Raw genomic sequence first — 17245 nt, forward strand, 5'->3', positions numbered from 1 at the left:
TAATGTATGTTGAAACTTTAAGGATTAGGTCAGGGTAGTAATGGAAATTTTTTATAAAAACGATGACGTAATCATTTCTAATAGTTTCTATGATAATGAACTCTTAGTAATATCTTTCTGTCCTCTGATTGATGAGAGGCAGACGATGACCAAAGACAGCGGGTTTGGTAAGGTTTTTTTTGAGAATAAAAAAATCTCCTGCATTTATGTGATACCTACTTGGAATCACTGGTATCAATACGAGTATATGAAAGACGCTCTTGAGATTGTGAGGGTTTTGGCTAAAGGATTTAAGAAAGTCGTTTTATACGGCGTGAGTATGGGTGGATATGGTGTTCTAAAATATGCAAATTATCTGAATGCCTGTGATGTGATTTCGATATCGCCTCAAGCTGCGGTAACCGGCCCGCAGTCTGAATTCGATACAAGATTTCTTCAGTTTTGGAATAAGATTAATCATAAATCTGACAGTTGGCATGCGGAACAGAATTTTCCGCTGAACATAACCATCTTCTATGACCGGTATCACTATGAAGACGGTCGTCATGCTCGTCTTATTTCACAGCATATAAGGCACGCCAAGCTCATTAGCTTACCATTCTCTGGTCATGAAGTCTTTGCAGTTCTAAATGAATCCGGCATTCTGTCTGATTTCGTCTTTTCGCTCCTAAGCGCAAATGCAAATCACGCAGAGCTGCTTTCAAAATACAGGCGAAATCGCGCAAAGTCAGGCGTGTCCTGGATGTATGCTGCGCGTAACTCACTCGCTAGAAACCGTGCAGACTCGGCTGGCCGGCTCTATAAGAAAGCGATAGACGTAATTGAATGGCGAAAGCTGAATGGCCTCACCATTGATGCAGCAAAGGCGAAGATGACGCTTCTTAGTTTCGTAGAGTACTGCTTCTCTACAAGAAACTATGCCCTGTTTTGTGATATGTATAGCCGCTTTTCCAATCGAAAGTTAATCAATGTTGATCTAACTGAGCATTATATCGAGTGCTGCTTGCTCAAAGGCGATGGTAGTGCCTTTGTCGCAGCTGTCCAAGCGCTGGACAAGTCTGGGAAGGTGAGGTCTTCCAAGGTAAAAAATCTAACAAAGCAAGCCATAGAGCGAAGTATTGCAACAGCTTCTGATTTTGGTTGATGGAAGCAAATGGGGCGTAAGGTTTATGATTGATAAGAAAAAGACGGGCTGTGGCATTCTGACATTCAATCGTCCTCAGTTGATGTTGAAATTGTACGAATCGCTACCGCAGGAGGTACTGGACGTTATATATGTCGTGAATGACGGCGGATGGTATGAGGATTTTAACGACATTCCCAAAAATCAAATTCATCATAATTCCAAAAATATCGGTGTTGGCAAGTCGAAAAATACTGCCTTGCAGTACTTGTTAGCGCAGGGGTGCGAGCATATTTTTTTAATAGAAGATGATATCTTTATTAGGGATTCAAGTGCTTTTGAGGCTTATGTCGAGGCATCGAGACGATCCGGCGTGCAACACCTGAATTTTAGTCAGCATGGTCGGATGAATAAAACCAGTGATGGTGCTCCGAAACCTATTGCAAGCGTGATATATGACGGGGTCGAAACAATTAGGCTGTATCGCCATTGCGTCGGTGCTTTTTCTTATTACTCCAGGCGTTCACTCACTGAGTGTGGTCTTATGGATGTTAACTACCATAATGCCTTTGAACATGTCGATCATACATTGAATATTATAAACGGTTCCATGCATCCGCCGTTTTGGTATTTCGCGGATATAGTCGATTCTGAGCAATATATAGGGGATGAGGAATGGAGCTTGGAGCAGTCCACGATCAGTACAAGCGAGCGTCATCAGTATTACGTCGCCGAGGCAGTGAAAATATTTACTGGTAAGCACGGCTGCGCACCAAGCGAGTTTCCCGTTGCTTCTGAAGCTGAGGTGCGTGAAAGCTTGGTGCGTATAAAAAAATTGTATGGAGCAACGAGCGAGATGGGTACTTCGAAGGCAGGTGGGGTAATGGAATTATTAATATGACATCGAAAGCACTGCTATGACTACCGTTCGTCCTCCCCGAAGTACATTTCTTAACTTGGGTGAAGCGCATCACTCAATCCGAGCTCAGTGCCTTCTTTGCTTAGGCAAGCCAGATGGGCTTTGCATCCCACCTAGCTTGCTTAGCGCGCTCACAGTATCGCTAACACATTTCTAATAGGGTTGCGATGCTGAGGGCCGGCAAGAATTTGGCTTATTGCCAAATCAAACCCCTCAACGCTAAAGCTGTGCAGTTTACCAGTTACAGGAACTTGGAATTCCGCTTGTTTAAGCTCATCTGGAGAGCTGAAGAAAACCGCGTGTTGAAGTGAGTTTGTCACATCCTCAAGTGATTTATTTCGATAAATGGCAAGAGGTATATTATACATTTCGTATTCAAGAATGCAGGTCGAAACCGTTGAGATACCTGCTTTCGCATGTTTTATCAGTTCTTCTGTTGTATCGATCGAATGGAAGTAAATCTCCCTGTCATGGCCATAGCGTAGAAGGTTGGAGGGTTTAGCGTCCAGCATATAATGGATCAAATTCTGTTTGTTAAGCTCTGCTGGGTGAGCAGCCCATATATACAGATTTTGCGGATTGGCTCTCGCTAGTTCGAATAAAGCCTGTGCAAGGGTGCGCTGGTCCTCAAAATTATAGAGGTACCAATTTGTGTTTGTTGTGATAACTGTGTAATCAGGTACAACAGGGGAGTGTATCTTTTTTAGAGAAACTTCTCGGCAACGCGGGTAACCCACTTCGGCATTGTCGAACCAACTCAATTGATGATCGGCGAAAGAGGGAACCGGGAAACCTGCGCCTAGCGTATGTGACGCGGTATTGACAAATACTGAGTCGTCCGACAGATTGAATCCAATCTGGAATAGCCCGTGTGGTACCTCAATGATGGGCATATTCATCACTGCACAGGCTTTCAAAACCGACAAGATATCTGGATTCAGCACGGGGCTGATGTGTCCGACGGTAGTAATAGCGGCAGAAAAAATACCGACGAGCATGATTGCCGATTTTGCGTCTGATGTAATTTTGATATTTGAGGGAAGATTATAGTCAGTGGCTAAGTTGTAATCACGCTGCGGTGAGTTGTTATATATCAGATAATCAAATTTCGAGCCCGTGGCGGAAAGAATTGCAAGTTCCACCTGGGAGAAATTGTTGGTGATATAAAGAATCGTCTGTTTCGAGATTTTTCGATGAGGCGTATAGGATTTGATTGGAGTGCTCATTTTTCACCTACTACATGTTCTTTGATTACTGATTCCCTTGCTTTTAAAGATACACGGTGCAGGATCTTTGGATCTTTCACAAGCTTTTCCAACTGGGCAAACCACTCGCTTTGAGATTCGCAAAGCCATCCGTTTACACCATGGGTTATCGCCGCTTTGAATTCGTCACGAGGACTGGCGATAACAGGCACACCTTGAGAACCGCATTCGATAAACTTAATGTTTGACTTTGCGTTATTGAAAACAGTATTTTCCAGTGGGGCAAGCGCGATGTCATGCTGCGAAATGACGTTGAGCATCTCATTAAAATCGACGCGGGAAATGGTTTTAACAGATGGGTTGAAAATTTCGATGGGTGCTGAGTGACTTCCAGTGTTGCCTAAAAATGTAATTTCGAAGCGATCAGGATAAAGTTGGGCTAATTTAACCAGAGGCCCCTGAGCGATCGAGTAATCTTTCTTATGCGTTGCTGTACCGGATAGATAAAGGATCTTTAGCTTCCGGCTAGGCAAATCGCTCAGTCTAACGACGCAATCTTGTTTGGCGCGTACCATACTCGCCACAATTTGGTTCTTATGAACCTCTATAGGCTTTGACAAATGACGCATGGCTTTTGCAATGAGCTCCGTGCTACAACGGAAGCCGTCTGCGTATAGCAGGAAGGCGGATTTCCCCATAATGTTGTTTCTTGCAGCGTCGACAGATCGGCCGTCGCTTGATCTGACATGTCCTAGATATTCGGCATGCTCAGGTACTAAGAGATCATCGTAGTCAAGGATGACCTTGACCCCAATATTCTTTGCAAGTTCGATGAGGTACAGAGAGGTTTCATTATGTTCAGGTCGGGAGAATATCAATTCTTTGCAATTGAAGATCGCGCGAACAAGCTTTAAGATTTCAGTTTTTCCGTGATAAACGAGATTCTTTTTCAGTTTCTTAGATTGAAAGAGGCATCGGTATACAAACGATCCATCACGACGTGGGGCGCTCGATAGAAATAGCGTGGCTTCGTGATCGATATTGAATTCTTGAGTGTTGCTCAATAGCCCAGGTCGTTTGAGTTCGCGGGATTCGTTACAGCCATAGGTAAAGTAATGGTCAGCAGCCAGCATGCCGCTGTGTTGAACGTCTGGATACTTGTCAAAATATTTTTGCTGATTGATGATGCATCGGTAAATATAATCAGGTTCTAAGTCCTGTCTGTCGCGCATTAGTTGCTCGACAAACTTTTTATTTGGGTCGAGCGAGGGTATAAATTTCAAGGATTTCACTTTTGCGGCAACGTTTGCAACCTGTGGGGCCACTTGTTCGAGCTTGGGGGGCTCGCTATTCGCAGTGCGGGCATCTTTAAGTGCGCCGGACACGCTAGACGACTTGGACTGCAAGGGACTTGATGTTTTCTTGATTGTCACGATTAATCCTTTGCCCTGGCGGCTGAGTTAGTTGTGAAAAAAAATCGTACGCTTTCCCGGCTCTTTATGGCACATCTCGGTGGCAGTGCCAGCGCCCCATAAGGACCGCTCAAGTAGTCTAGGGATATCGACGGGTTATAGAAAGGGTCGCAGAAGCTTACATCTGTCCACCTTTCTATATATGTTTTTTGCTCTCTGGCTGCACGTGCCTTTTTCTCAGGTGTGCCGTCCTTACCCCTACTCGCTGACTCCGCATGAATCAGCTGTGCAAACGCACTCCAGATTGCATGAAAGCCTTTTTGCTGAATTCGCAGGCATAGATCTACGTCGTTAAACGCGACCGGGAACGCTCTCTCATCCAATCCGCCTACCGAATCAAAAACTGACTTGTGTAGTAGCAAGCATGCTGCTGTTACAGCACTTTGCCGGCGGGTAATTTGGTTCATGCCCAGATAGCCGGCATCTCGCTGGTCCAAATTGTTGCCGTTGTGCGCCGCCAGACCGTTGACTCCAACTGTAACACCCCCGTGTTGCACCATTCTATTCGGCCAAAGCAACTTTGCGCCAACAGCGCCAACCCCAGGTCGGAGTACCTGTGCAACCATCTCCCTCAACCAACCTGCTTCGATGATTTCGATATCGTTGTTCACAAGTCCGATCAGCCCGCCAGTCGCGACGCTTGCTGCACGGTTGTTGATTGTCGAGTAATTGAACGGATAGGGATGGGGGAGAACGGTTACTCCGCGCGTGGTCAGTTCGGTCAGATAGGTCAGGGTTTGCGGGTCGCTGGACTCGTTATCAACGACAATGATTTCCAGATTGGGGTAATCCGTATCGTTCAGCAGCCCTTCGATGCAGGCATGGAGCAGCTTGTACTGATCCCGTGTCGGCACGATAAGGCTGACCCGGGGTAGCCGCGCAGGCAGTGGCCAGTGGGCTCTCAACAGTGCCGGATAGTCAGTTACTTGGCTCACCGTGGCGCCAGGGGCCAACTGCTGGCACAACCATTCAACTGCTTGCAGACGCTGTAGGGATGGCTGGGCTTGCTCCGGGCTAGCGGGGGTGTTTGCGGCGCGGTGGTAAAGAACGCGGGGGAGGTGAGTAACGCGTTCTGCGGATTTTTCCGTGGCCAATGCGATGCCGGCTGTCAGGTCGTCCCAATTTATGAGCGTGTCGGTTCCACGGGCCCTAAGCAGCGCCAAGGCTTGTTTGACGATACTCGCGCCGTAAATCGCCCCAGGGGTGAAGATATCGGCACCGATGAACAGGTCGATATCCCACACAGGTTTTAGCCACGGGAAGCTGCGCTCGCCCTGCGGGCCGTCGCGGTCGCAGTCGGCAAATGCCCATGCGCTGCCATCGTCGAGCAAGGCACTCAGGTGCGCCAGAGCCAGCGACGCCAGACGGTCTCCCGCCCACACAGGCAAGATACGATCGCAGCCGTCTTCGAGTAGTTGAGCCAGCGCGGGCAACAGATTACCAGAGCCGGCAATGGCCACTAGTGGCTCGCTGGTATCGAATGCCTGTAGGCTTTCAAGGCTTATTTGTTCCCGTGCAACATCGCCATCGCTTAGCAGCAGCACACCCAACTTGCCTTGCAGTTGCGGGACCGGAAGGGAATCGAGACGTTGGAATGCTTCGAACCATTGCGGGTAGTGATGCCAGCCTGCGCTTTTCGGCAGGCGCATGGTTTGGTCCTTGGCCACCTCAGTCAGCAGGGCCAGCGTTGCGGCGTCGTGTGCCGGATCCAATTTTTGGAGCAGCCCTTCTACACCCTCTGGCCAGCAGCACAAGCGAATAGGGCTACCTGCTAGTGGCTGGCCAAGGTCGTTGATGATTTCCAGCACATGCACCTTGCCATCGGCCAATTCCCAAGGCAGGTCGATGGAGAAGCCATGGTCGCTGGTGGCGCGGTACGCCAAAGCCTGGTTGTGCTCATTACACACGGCCCGACCAACCACATGCTCGCCCTCCCGAACCGTAACCTCCACGTGTCGATCAGGTGCCTTCGGGTCCCAGCACCAACCTCCGACACGCAGGCCACCCGTATGCCAGACCTGGGACGCAATCGAGGCGCTGTCCTCACTAGGAGCTGCCGGGAGCGACAATTGCCCTTCCAACACGAATGCCTGGTTGGCGATGTGTACGGTGATCAACCGTGCGTCATCAAGCCAGCGCTGACGCAATTGCACGGCAAAGCCATGGTACTGGTCGCCCGCTGGGGCGTTGGGCTCATATTGGTCGGCGCGTCCTAGGGCAACGCTCGCCCCATCGATGAACACCTCGATGACAGGGCGTTGTTCCGGCTGCGTGTTGTCCATTGCCCAGCCGTGCAGTACATCCCCCTGAAGACCAAGAATGGCGCCACTGAAGGCGGGTAGGGTGACGGGCTGAGCCGTTTGCGGTTGATCCAGAAGGTGTTCGGTCATCGGGCCAGGCTCGGGGTGAAAGGCAAAGAGGTAAGGGCAGCGGCCCCTGTTTCGTTTGCCAGCAAATTGGAGGGGGCGAACAGCGGTATACCCAGCTGGGCTGCCAAGCCAGGGGCCGCCCAGTCGCTGCCAGGGTTTTCAGCCAGGCTGAGCACAGCATCACATCCCGCGGCTTGGGCTCGCTCGGCCAAGGTGAAGCCATCCAGGTCGGGTAGTACATGAACGGTTCCGCTGGCTTGGAACTGTTTGAGCAAAGGGCCATCGCTTGGTGCAACCAGGCGGGTGGACAATTTCGTGCGCTTGATATGCCTTGCAACCTCCAGCCAGCGGTGGGCAATGGTTGCATCGCGCAGGTTGTCACCAATTACGAGCGACTGAGGCAGATGTGATGGGAAAGCGCTTGGTACCGTGGCGACCCTGGTTGTCAGCTTGGCATCGGGCAGCGAATTGCTGTAACTGGGCCGCAACGCTGACCACGGCAACTGAACGTTCGCAGCCTTGTGCGCAAAACGCTGCCAGTCATAACCGCTGCGTTGATCGAGCAGGCGGTCGTCGCTGCACTGGATGCTATACGGAATGGCCAGCATAGCCGGCAGGTCACATAAGCTCAGCGGGCAGCGGGCGAGATTCTGGAATACGATTGCCTGCATGGGTAGCTGCCGCAGGCATTCGACCAAACGATTGAAATCGTCTGGCAGTTCGAATTCCAAATTCAACGTCAGAGGGTGCAGCGGGGCAGTAAGCAATACATACCGACGGTGGCTGGTCTGGTGATAAGCAAGGCTGAAGTCGGCATCGTTACTGGAGCCATCGTGAACGTAGAGCGTTGTGTCCACCCCAGCCTGCCAGCTCAACCTTTGCTCGTTCGCCGGTTTGCTTGCCAAGTGCTCAAGGCGCGCACGTTGTAGCGCTTGGCGGGCAGGCTTAATAGGGTCGCGCAGGCAAAATGCTTTGTAGCGGCTGGATGCATCGGGGTACCGTTTGCGCAATGTTGCGTTGTTCACCGCCACACGCATTACTTTCTCGGCACCAAACGAAATACCGCCCTGGTGCGCCACAAATACGTTAGGCGCCCCCATGTGGCGCCAGCCGTGGCTACGGGCTCGCAGGCACCAGTCGGTTTCTTCACCGTAGCCCCGCGCCAGGTGTACTTCGTCCAGGTAGCCTACCTGGTCCAGTGCAGCCCGCTTGATGTACAGGCAAAAGCCGCAGCCTGTTTCGATTTCGATGGGTGGGCTGGCCACCTGTCGAGCGAGTTCATCCAGTTCGGCCTGGGCCTTGGCGCTGGGCATCTCATGGCAGATCTGGCTACGGGGGAAGCTCATCAACTCGCCATTATTGGTGAATGGCGTTACCGACGCGATGCGTTCGTCGCTATAAGCCACTTCACGCAACCGATCCAGCCAGGCGCCATGCACACGGGTATCAGCGTTAAGCCACACCACGTCTTTGCTCGGGCTAAGTGCCATGGCGCGGTTCATGGTACGGATGAAACCGAGGTTCACCGCGTTGTTGATCAACGTGATCTTGCCCTTGGCAGCAAGCACCTTGAGTGCCTTGGCCAGCGCAGGGACGGGCGTCTTGTCTTCGATGACCACTAGGCGATGCGGGGTGCGGTTCAGCTTGCGAGCGTCCAGCGCGCTGTTGATGCACTCCAGGGTTTCCTCAAGGCCGTTGTAGACCGGAATCAGGACGTCCACTGGGTTGTTTTCGCCGCCACCTACGCTGGCAGGTGGAACGAAGACCGGCATTGCGTAAACCGGGCTGCCAAGCAGGGGCGTGCCGTTGGCAAACTGAAGGTGCACCGCCGGAGTGGGGTTCGGCACGCTCACCCGCAATCCGCCGTGGGTAGCCGGCAGCCCCGCAGCGCTAAGCAGCGGATGGCTGGCGCTAGCAGTCGCGTTGATGTGAGCGCCATTGGCTTCGATCTGCAGCGCTGCGGGCACGTGCAGATTCTGCAAGTCGATCGCCCAGCCCTGGATTTCCTTTTGTTCCGGGAGATAGCGCACAACACCAATGGTGCCTGGAGCGTCGGTCTGCGCCGACAGCAGCTTGAGTACCAACCCAAGCTCTTTACCAGTATGGATATCGGGCAAGTGGGCCAGAATCATGCGCCGCAACTCAGCAGGCGTTTCGGACCGGCTACGGGCCTCCCAAAGGGTCAGCCGCAGGGCGAGATCGTTGGGTTGCAGTTTCCAGGCATTCGTAAGGTAGCGCGTGGCCATCTCACATTGGTCTCGTGCCAGAAGGCTGCGCCCCACCAGGGCGTGAACATCGGCCCGTTCGGGCAATGCCTTGGCGGCATTGGCAAAAAATAAAAAAGCCAGCTCGGGCGTCTGCGGCAACGCCGCGATGCCTTTCCATACGAGTGCTTCGCCCCGGTACTCGGGAATCTGCAACGCACGTTCGAGTGCAGTTGCCGCCGCGTCGTGCTCGTTGGCCTGACGGTGGCGGTGGAAGATGTCCATGAGCGTCTCTCGCCCATGGTCGAGTTGTCTGGACATAAGCTTGGCTTGGCTACAGATAATAAAAAGAGGGGCGACCCGAAAGCCGCCCCCTTGCACATACCCCCGGCCTTGCGGCCGGGCATACGCTTCGCTACGACAGGGCTAGTTACACCTGGCCGTGCAGCACAACGACGTTGTCGATGTGAGCGATGGCTTCGTTGGAGCCAACGATGCCCAGGGCCACGTCGGCGTGAGTGCCGCCGTTGTCCAGGACAGCTTCCCAAGCAGCTTTGCCAGTTGCATCAGCTTCGCGGCCCAGTGCGGACTGGTACAGGGAGTCGATGAAGTCGCTGTTGGACTTCTGAGCAGCCTCAGCCGAGCCAACGATGCCAGCAGCCACTTCGGCACGGCTGGTGCCGTTGAACAGCTGGGATACCCAAGCGTCCAGGCCTTCTTGTTCAACTTCACGGCCCAGTACGTTCTCGTACAGTTCGCGGACGAAGTCACCGTTGGACTGATCCAGCTGGATAGCCTCGTTGGACAGAGCGATACCAGCCGCTACGTCGTTCAGAGTGCCGCCATTGGCCAGTACGGCCTGCCATGCAGTCGAGCCATCGGCATCAGCAGCGCGGCCCAGGATAGCCTGGTACAGCTCGTTGATGTCTTGGGCCGAAGCAGCGCCAGCGAACTCAGCCGAGTTCAGGAACTGGTTGGCGATGTCGGTCAGCGAAGTACCTTCGCTTACCAGGCCGGTGAAGTCTTTGGCGCCGGTAGCGTCAGCGTCACGACCCAGGATGCCTTGGTACAGGCGCAGGGCAGCAGCTTCTTCGTCGCTGTGAGCCAGTGCTACGGTTTCGGTGGTGTCACCGTTCACGAAGGTCAGGAACTCAGCGTCGGTGATCGAGGCAGTTTGGTTGCCGGTCAGGTTGACGTTGTAGTTGTTGCCAACGGTGAAGGTGTAGTCATCACGCGAGCCGTCCAGCTGCACGATGTCGTAGCCAGCGCCGGCCTTGACGATGTCAGCGTGGTTGCTGCCGCTCAGGATGATGGTGTCATCGCCCGAACCGGTGGTGATGTTGTTGTTGCCGTTGCCAGCGATAACGGTGTTGTTACCGTTGCCAGTCACGATGGTGTCGTTGCCGTCGCCAGCATCGATCAGGGTGTTCTGGTCGCCTTTGACGGTGATCACGTCGTCGCCGTTACCGGTAGCAACTACCAGTTCGATGGCCGAGGTGTCGACAGCGGCTGGGGCAATGGCAGCAGCCAGGGTTTGAACGTCGCCAGCGGCAGTTTGACCTTGCAGGTCAACAACCAGGTTGGCATCGCTCTGCAGCACGTAAGCGCTGACGCCAGCAGCTTCTGCAGCGGACAGGTCAACAGAAACCTGGTCGCCTTTGGCGCCTTCGACTTCGCCCAGGACGATGTCGGCAGTGCCGGTGGTTGGCAGCTGAACGGTGTTGCCGGTGATGCCGGCGATGCCGACGGTGTCAACGGTGTCCAGGTTCAGCAGGCTGTTGATGGCCGCCAGGGTGGTGTTGGACAGGTTGGCGCTGTCTGCGCTCAGGGTAGCTTGCAGATCGCTGCTCGATTGAGGGCTATCGTATTGCATGATGTCTTCCTGTTACTTCAAGCCGTTTGGCCTGCTGCAATAGTATTCTGCTGTGACGCAGAGTTTTCCCACGGAGACTTAAGGCGGGCAGCGTTCATCTTCGTTACGGGGGTTACGGCGAGGTGCAACGCCACCAGCGGCTCATTGCCGGTGGGGCCGTGCATCATCTGATTGGTGACCAGGCGCTGAGGTTCCGCACTTCCAAATGCGAGCAGGCCGGTTAATTCGTAGTGCTTGCGCAGGGGGCCTACCAGGCTGAAGCCTACGCATATCAGGGGCAGGCCCTGGCCACGGGCACCCACGGTGGTGCCGGTGGATACATTGCGGCTGGGGCCGGAGCCGGCCACCATGCAGGTATAAAGCAGGTCGACCCCGGCAGGCTTGTTCGGCAGGTCGATTGCAAAGCATTCGATAAATTCGTTGCTGTTAGGTGCCCCCACATAGCCATGCGCAGACTCAACTTCGCCCGATTGCTGCATGTGTGCAGTAATAGTAACGGGAAGCGGGGTAGCGTCGGTGGGGAGCGCCTGGGCGGGTTCGGTGGCAACCACGGCGAACGTACGCATGATGGCCGGCGAGGTGTCGATGCGATCAATGCGCAGGTCAACCGGGTCAATCACTGCGTCGAACATGTGGTATTCAGTGATCAGCACAGTAGTTACGCCGGCTTTCACGCGCGCAACGATGGTGTCGCCCAGCTTGGTCAGCATGTTCTTGCTGACGCCTTCGGCGGGGAAGAAATCGATAGAGCCTTTGCCCAGGGGCGCTTGCTGCAGGGCGATGCAAACGGGCTTGTCTGCCGGGGGCTGCGAGGCGTACCTGAAGATGTACATGCCCGGTTCGAGCAGTGTGACCCGAGAGCTGATTTTCAAGCCATCAAGGGTGTGCGAAGGCATAGACATGGCGTTGTTAAGCTCCTTTTAAGCAGTGACACTGGTAGCTAACGTGCTCAAACCCGTGCATACACTAAACGGCCATTGAAGGCTCCCTGCGAGAGGCGAAGATGCCGCCCGGGGGAGGGGATGTCAACCAAGAAATCTAAAAAAAATTTCATATGTGTGCGGAACTTAGCTATAACCGCGGTGATCGGTAGCGCAGTTCTGGCTATACCTGATCGTTTCGGTTGGAGAGTTTGGCGCTCCAAAAAGTTCTACGGAGTCAGAGCATTATCTTGAGGGGGTGGTTTTTTTCTGGTGATCGTGGTTTTTTTGGCGCCGGTTTTCCTCGGCTCTGGCAGCTGCCGCCGTTTGTCGCTTGGTCACCGTTTAGTCGTAGTTGGGAAGCCATAACAACCCTGTTCGGCAAATTTCATCTAAAAGGTGCAGTTCGTCGCTGAACGAAGTGGCCAGGGGAACAATCTGACACGCTGCCCTCCCGGCCGGGTGGTACACTGCCCGCCGCTTTCGCCATTCTCAGTACGGACGCCATGAGTTATCAATCCGAAAACAATCTGCAAGCCGCCCTCAAAGCCTGCAAAAGCAGCTTCCTTTCGGTAGGCTTCTTCAGTTTCTTTGTCAACGCGCTGATGCTGGTGCCTACCTTTTTCATGATTCAGGTGTCTGGCCGCGTCGTTCCCTCCAGCAGTACGTCCACGCTCGTCATGCTCACCCTCATCATGACCCTATTGGTGATCACCATGGGTGCGCTGGAGTGGGTGAGGTCGCGGATTATGGTGCGCATCAGTAACCGCCTGGATGTTCTCTTAAGCCGTGATGTGTACAGGGCCAGCTTCAAGCGCGCACTTAACAGCGGTGGTGCTGACGCTACGGCTCAGTCGCTCAACGACCTTACCTCGTTACGGCAGTTCTTCACGGGCCCTGGGCTTTTCGCGTTTTTCGATGCGCCGTGGTTCCCGATTTATACTGTTGTCATGTTCCTGTTCCATCCGTGGTTCGGTTGGATGACATTAGGTTGCGGGTTGGTGTTGGCGGTGCTGGCGGTGGTAAACCACAAAGTGACAGGTAGCGCTCTGGCCACCGCCAACAAGGAAAACGTCGCGTCCAACGTGGTCACCACCAAAACGTTGCGCAATGCAGAAGTTATCGAGTCCATGGGCATGCTGGACACGCTAATGAACCGTTGGGCCAAGCGTCAGCGTAACATCATGCTTTTGCAGTCCGGTGCCAGCGATAAGGGTGGGATTGTCAGCTCTACGTCCAAGACGTTCCGTATCTGGTCCCAGTCCATAATGTTGGCGATCGGTGCTTATCTGGTGGTTACTCATCAAATCAACCCTGGGCTGTTGATGGCGGGCTCGCTGTTGCTGGGGCGTGCGCTGTCACCTATCGACCAGATGATCGGCAGCTGGAAGGGCTTCGTGGCCGCCAAGGTTCAGTATGACCGCCTCAATAAAGTAATGGACGACCTGAAAAATGAGCCTGAGCGTATGCCCCTGCCTGCGCCAGAAGGGCACATTCAGGTAGAGAACTTGGTAGTCGCCCCTCCTGGTGCCAAAGCAGCCGTAATCCGCAGTATCAGTTTCGTAGCACCTGCTGGGTCTATAGTCGGCGTCGTCGGCCCCAGCGCTGCTGGCAAGTCCACGCTGGTTCGTGCACTGATGGGCATCTGGCCACCGCAGCATGGCGTGGTACGTCTTGACGGCGCAGATATCGCCAGCTGGGACAAGCAGGAGCTTGGGCCGTATGTGGGCTATCTACCTCAGGATATTGAGCTGTTCGAAGGCAGCATTAGTGAAAACATCGCGCGCTTCGACAAGGTTGACCCCGACAAGGTCGTAAACGCGGCGCAGATGGCTGGCGTGCACGAGATGATTCTCATGCTGCCTGATGGCTACGACACGGTTATCGGTAGCGAAGGCGTAAACCTCTCGGGTGGGCAGCGCCAGCGCATCGGCCTGGCACGTGCAATTTATGGTAACCCGCGCCTGATTGTGCTCGATGAGCCTAACTCCAACCTCGACGATGTGGGGGAGCGTGCCCTTGGCGTTGCCCTGCAAAAGTTGAAAGAAACCGGAGCCACGGTATTTATCGTTTCGCACCGTCCCAACATCCTCACGCGTCTGGATCGCATCCTGGTAATGGCAGGCGGCACTATCTCGCTGTACGGTGAGCGCGATCGCGTCATTGCCGAGCTGGCTGCCCAGCAGGCCAAGGCGCAACAGCGCGTAGCTCCGCCGACAGGGCCGCAGCCGCCAGCAGCATCTTCTAATGCGCCCAGCTCTGCCCCACCTGCGGCACCGGCGCCTGCGCCTGCCCCTTCGACCAGCACTGGCGCGTGAAAGGATTTCTAGATGAGCAGTAAAGCAATTAGCACGTTCGACCACAATTTCGATGACATGCCCACCTCTGATCGGGGCATTCGTCGTATCGGCCTAACTATTGTGCTTATCACCTTCGGTATTTTCGGCGGCTGGGCAGCGTTGGCTCCGTTGAGCAATGCTGTGCATGGTTCAGGCGTCGTTACTGTGCAGAGCTACCGAAAGACCGTGCAGCACCTGGAAGGGGGCATCGTAAAAGAATTGCTCGCTCGTGAGGGTGACCTAGTCAAGAAAGGCGACCCACTGATTGTGCTGGACGAGTCCCAGCTCAGCGCCGAATACGAGTCCACCCGTAACCAGTTGATCGTGGCTAGGTATAAAGAAGCGCGGCTGCGCGCCGAACGTGATGGGCTGGATTCCATACCGCCGGTAACTATGGAAGGTACTGACTCTGATCGCGCCCAGGAAGCGATGGCGGGTGAGCAGCAGGTATTCATGGCGCGTCGCAATTCCCTGCAAGGTGAGATCTCGGTTAACCGCGAGCGCATTCAGCAGATGAAACAGCAAATTACTGGGCTGAACGACATGATCCGTACCAAAAGCGGGCTGGAAAAGTCCTATACCGGTGAAATCAAGCAGCTCAGGGAGCTTCTGGCCGAAGGTTTCGTAGATAACCAGCGCATGCTTGAACAGGAGCGCAAACTGGACATGCTCAAAACCGACGTTGCTGATCATCAGTCGAGTATTACCCAGACTAAACTGCAGATCGGCGAGACCGAACTGCAGATTGTCCAGTTGAAAAAGAAGTTTGATTCTGACGTGGCGAAGGAGCTGTCGGATGTCCAGGCACAGGTCTTCGATTTTCAGGAGAAAGAAGCCGCTCTGCGTGACCGCCTATCCCGTATCGTGATTCGAGCGCCAGAGAGCGGGATGGTGCTTGATATGAAGGTGCATACAATTGGCGGTGTTATTAGCGCGGCTACCCCCATCCTGGATATCGTACCAGCGCAGTCGGAACTTGTGGTGGAGGCCAAAGTAGCCACCCGCGATATCGATCGCTTGGAGCTGGGTAAGACCGCTGACATTCGCTTTACGGCGTTCAACCAAGCCACCACGCCAGTGATTGAGGGGAAGCTGGTTCGCATTTCAGCGGACAGCTTGACCGAAGAGCGTAGCGGCGACACCTACTATCTAGTGCGAGTGCAAGTGACTGAGGACGGTATGAAGAAGCTTGGCAGCCGCAAACTTCATCCCGGCATGCCGGCTGATGTCCTGATAAACGCCGGTGACCGCACCATGCTGCAATACCTGCTTAGACCTGCCCGAAATATGTTCGCCGAATCGCTAATCGAGGAATGATTGTGCTGCGTTTGCTACCTGGAATGCTGATGTGCATGGTCGCCTGGCAAGCTGTGGCCGCCGAAGGGAAGGTAACGGCCGGTGAGCAGCCGAAGGCAGTTTCGGCCTCGACTTATGCGCTGGACTTGGCGGGTCTGTATCGCGAGGCTCGCCTGGAAGACCCGAGGGTGCTCGCAGCCTACGCCCGCGCGCGCACCGCTACCGCTCAGCAGCGCGAAGCTCTCGGTCAGTTGCTGCCGCAGGTGTCGGCCAATGCGAACACAAGTCGCGTGCTTCGCAAAAACGAGGTCGATCGTGACATCTACAACAACGAAACCTACTCCCTGAGCCTTACCCAGTATCTGTACAACAAGCCGGCCTGGGAGCGTTACCAGAAGTCCAAAAGCGTCAACGAGCAAAAGGGCCAGCAGGCCGAAGACACGCTGGCCGAAGCGACAGTAGACCTCGCCAAGCGCTATTTCGTAGCCCTGGCAGCCGACGATGAGCTGGCCCTGGTCCAAGCCGAGCGCCGCGCCACCCAGAAAAACCTGGACCGTGTCAGCAGCATGTTCGACCGGCAGATGGCCAAGATCACCGACAAGCTGGACATGCAGGCGCGTGTAGACTTCCTGGCAGCCCAGGAAGTAGAAGCGCGCAACCAAGTGCAGGTGAGCCGTGAGGCGCTGGCCGAGATCGTTGGCCGGCCGATCGCCGAACCGCTCAGCCGTGTGCGTAACGATGTGGCGTTGCAGGCGCCCACGCGCCCACTGCAGCAGTGGATCACTCAGGCGGTTGAAGCCAACCCGTCTCTCAAAGCCTCCAAAAGCGGTGCCGAAGCGGCCATGGCTGCAGTGCGCGAAGGGAAGGGCGAACATTACCCGCAGCTGACGCTGAGCCTCAGCGCTCAGCAGAGCGACCAGGGCTACGACAATACCCAGGCCCCTCGCAGCGACAGCTACGTGGCCACGCTGGGTGTGAAAGTCCCGATCTATAGCGGTGGTTCCACTTCTGCCCGGGTGCGCGGCCTGTACGATGAGCAACTGGCAGCGGAAGAGCAGCTTGAAGGCGTACGCCGTCAGGTGGTGAAAGAAACCACCACTGCCTACCTCACCGCCCAGGCTGCTGTAGAGAAAATCCGCGCCAACCGCAACGCGCTGTCTTCTGCGCAGCAATCCAGCGTCGCGGCACAAAAGGCGTTCAGTTTCGGCGTTGTGAACGCGGTGGATGTGCTGACCAGCGTGCAGAACGAATTCAAGGCCCGGCGCGACCTGCTTAAAACCCAGTATGACTTCATCACCAACCTGTTCCTTTTGAACCGCTGGGCGGGGGAGTTGAATCAGGAAAGTGTGGATAACGTGAATGTGTGGCTGAGCCCGGTGCCGGAAACCAGCTTGCCCGGGGGCGATGTAGCTCGGTTGGATGCGCGCGCCAAGGGGTAAGCGCACACATGGCGCAGGCCTAATTGGCCCGAAAAAAACGTAGGAGCGAGCGCAGCTCGCGATGCGCCGCGCGGGCGGCGCTCGAT

General features: G+C 54.6%; 11 protein-coding genes. 5 read left to right on the top strand and 6 right to left on the bottom strand.

All coding sequences use genetic code 11. From position 1 onward, the window contains the following. Positions 1-145 precede the first annotated feature (145 nt). Positions 146-1144 carry a hypothetical protein gene (locus IAE33_RS19745; protein WP_201164747.1) on the top strand — a complete coding sequence of 333 codons (999 nt, stop codon included), beginning with the start codon at positions 146-148 and terminating at the stop codon, positions 1142-1144. After that, positions 1119-2024, top strand: coding sequence for a glycosyltransferase subfamily GT2 protein (locus IAE33_RS19750; protein WP_236406989.1), 906 nt, complete (start codon positions 1119-1121; stop codon positions 2022-2024). The genes IAE33_RS19745 and IAE33_RS19750 overlap by 26 nt, the downstream gene beginning before the upstream one ends. A gap of 149 nt (positions 2025-2173) precedes the next feature. Here IAE33_RS19750 and IAE33_RS19755 read toward each other — a convergent pair whose 3' ends face one another. The 6 genes from IAE33_RS19755 to IAE33_RS19780 form a co-directional block, all read right to left on the bottom strand. Continuing rightward, the gene (locus IAE33_RS19755; RefSeq protein WP_201164748.1) at positions 2174-3268 is read right to left on the bottom strand and encodes a hypothetical protein; all 1095 of its coding nucleotides are present in this window, start codon (positions 3266-3268) and stop codon (positions 2174-2176) included. Further along, entirely contained in the window at positions 3265-4680 is a 1416-nt protein-coding gene (locus IAE33_RS24820; protein ID WP_201164749.1) for a glycosyltransferase, read from the bottom strand. Before IAE33_RS24820 ends, IAE33_RS19755 begins: the two co-directional genes overlap by 4 nt. A 2-nt stretch (positions 4681-4682) precedes the next feature. Beyond that, a complete protein-coding gene (locus IAE33_RS19765; protein ID WP_201164750.1) occupies positions 4683-7109 on the bottom strand; it encodes a glycosyltransferase family 2 protein in 2427 nt (808 codons plus the stop codon). After that, a complete protein-coding gene (locus IAE33_RS19770) occupies positions 7106-9577 on the bottom strand; it encodes a glycosyltransferase family 2 protein (RefSeq protein WP_201164756.1) in 2472 nt (823 codons plus the stop codon). Before IAE33_RS19770 ends, IAE33_RS19765 begins: the two co-directional genes overlap by 4 nt. A 145-nt stretch (positions 9578-9722) precedes the next feature. Then, complete coding sequence (locus IAE33_RS19775; protein WP_201164751.1) at positions 9723-11165, bottom strand: DUF4214 domain-containing protein; 1443 nt, start codon at positions 11163-11165, stop codon at positions 9723-9725. A 17-nt stretch (positions 11166-11182) separates the two neighbouring features. Then, positions 11183-12061 (bottom strand): hypothetical protein, encoded by an 879-nt coding sequence (locus tag IAE33_RS19780; protein ID WP_201164757.1) that lies wholly within the window; start codon positions 12059-12061, stop codon positions 11183-11185. A 530-nt stretch (positions 12062-12591) separates the two neighbouring features. On the opposite strand from IAE33_RS19780, the gene IAE33_RS19785 reads away from it, so the two are divergent. The 3 genes from IAE33_RS19785 to IAE33_RS19795 are packed head-to-tail and all read left to right on the top strand — an operon-like array spanning position 12592 to position 17159. After that, positions 12592-14403: a type I secretion system permease/ATPase gene (locus IAE33_RS19785; RefSeq protein ID WP_201164752.1), complete on the top strand. Its 1812-nt coding sequence runs from the start codon at positions 12592-12594 to the stop codon at positions 14401-14403. A 12-nt stretch (positions 14404-14415) separates the two neighbouring features. Continuing rightward, positions 14416-15741 carry an HlyD family type I secretion periplasmic adaptor subunit gene (locus IAE33_RS19790; RefSeq protein ID WP_201164753.1) on the top strand — a complete coding sequence of 442 codons (1326 nt, stop codon included), beginning with the start codon at positions 14416-14418 and terminating at the stop codon, positions 15739-15741. Positions 15742-15776: 35 nt separating this feature from the next. Then, a complete protein-coding gene (locus tag IAE33_RS19795) occupies positions 15777-17159 on the top strand; it encodes a TolC family outer membrane protein (RefSeq protein ID WP_442967393.1) in 1383 nt (460 codons plus the stop codon). Positions 17160-17245: the final 86 nt, after the last annotated feature.

It is taken from the genome of Pseudomonas sp. S60 (assembly GCF_016647865.1).
GTDB classification, from domain to species: domain Bacteria; phylum Pseudomonadota; class Gammaproteobacteria; order Pseudomonadales; family Pseudomonadaceae; genus Aquipseudomonas; species Aquipseudomonas parafulva.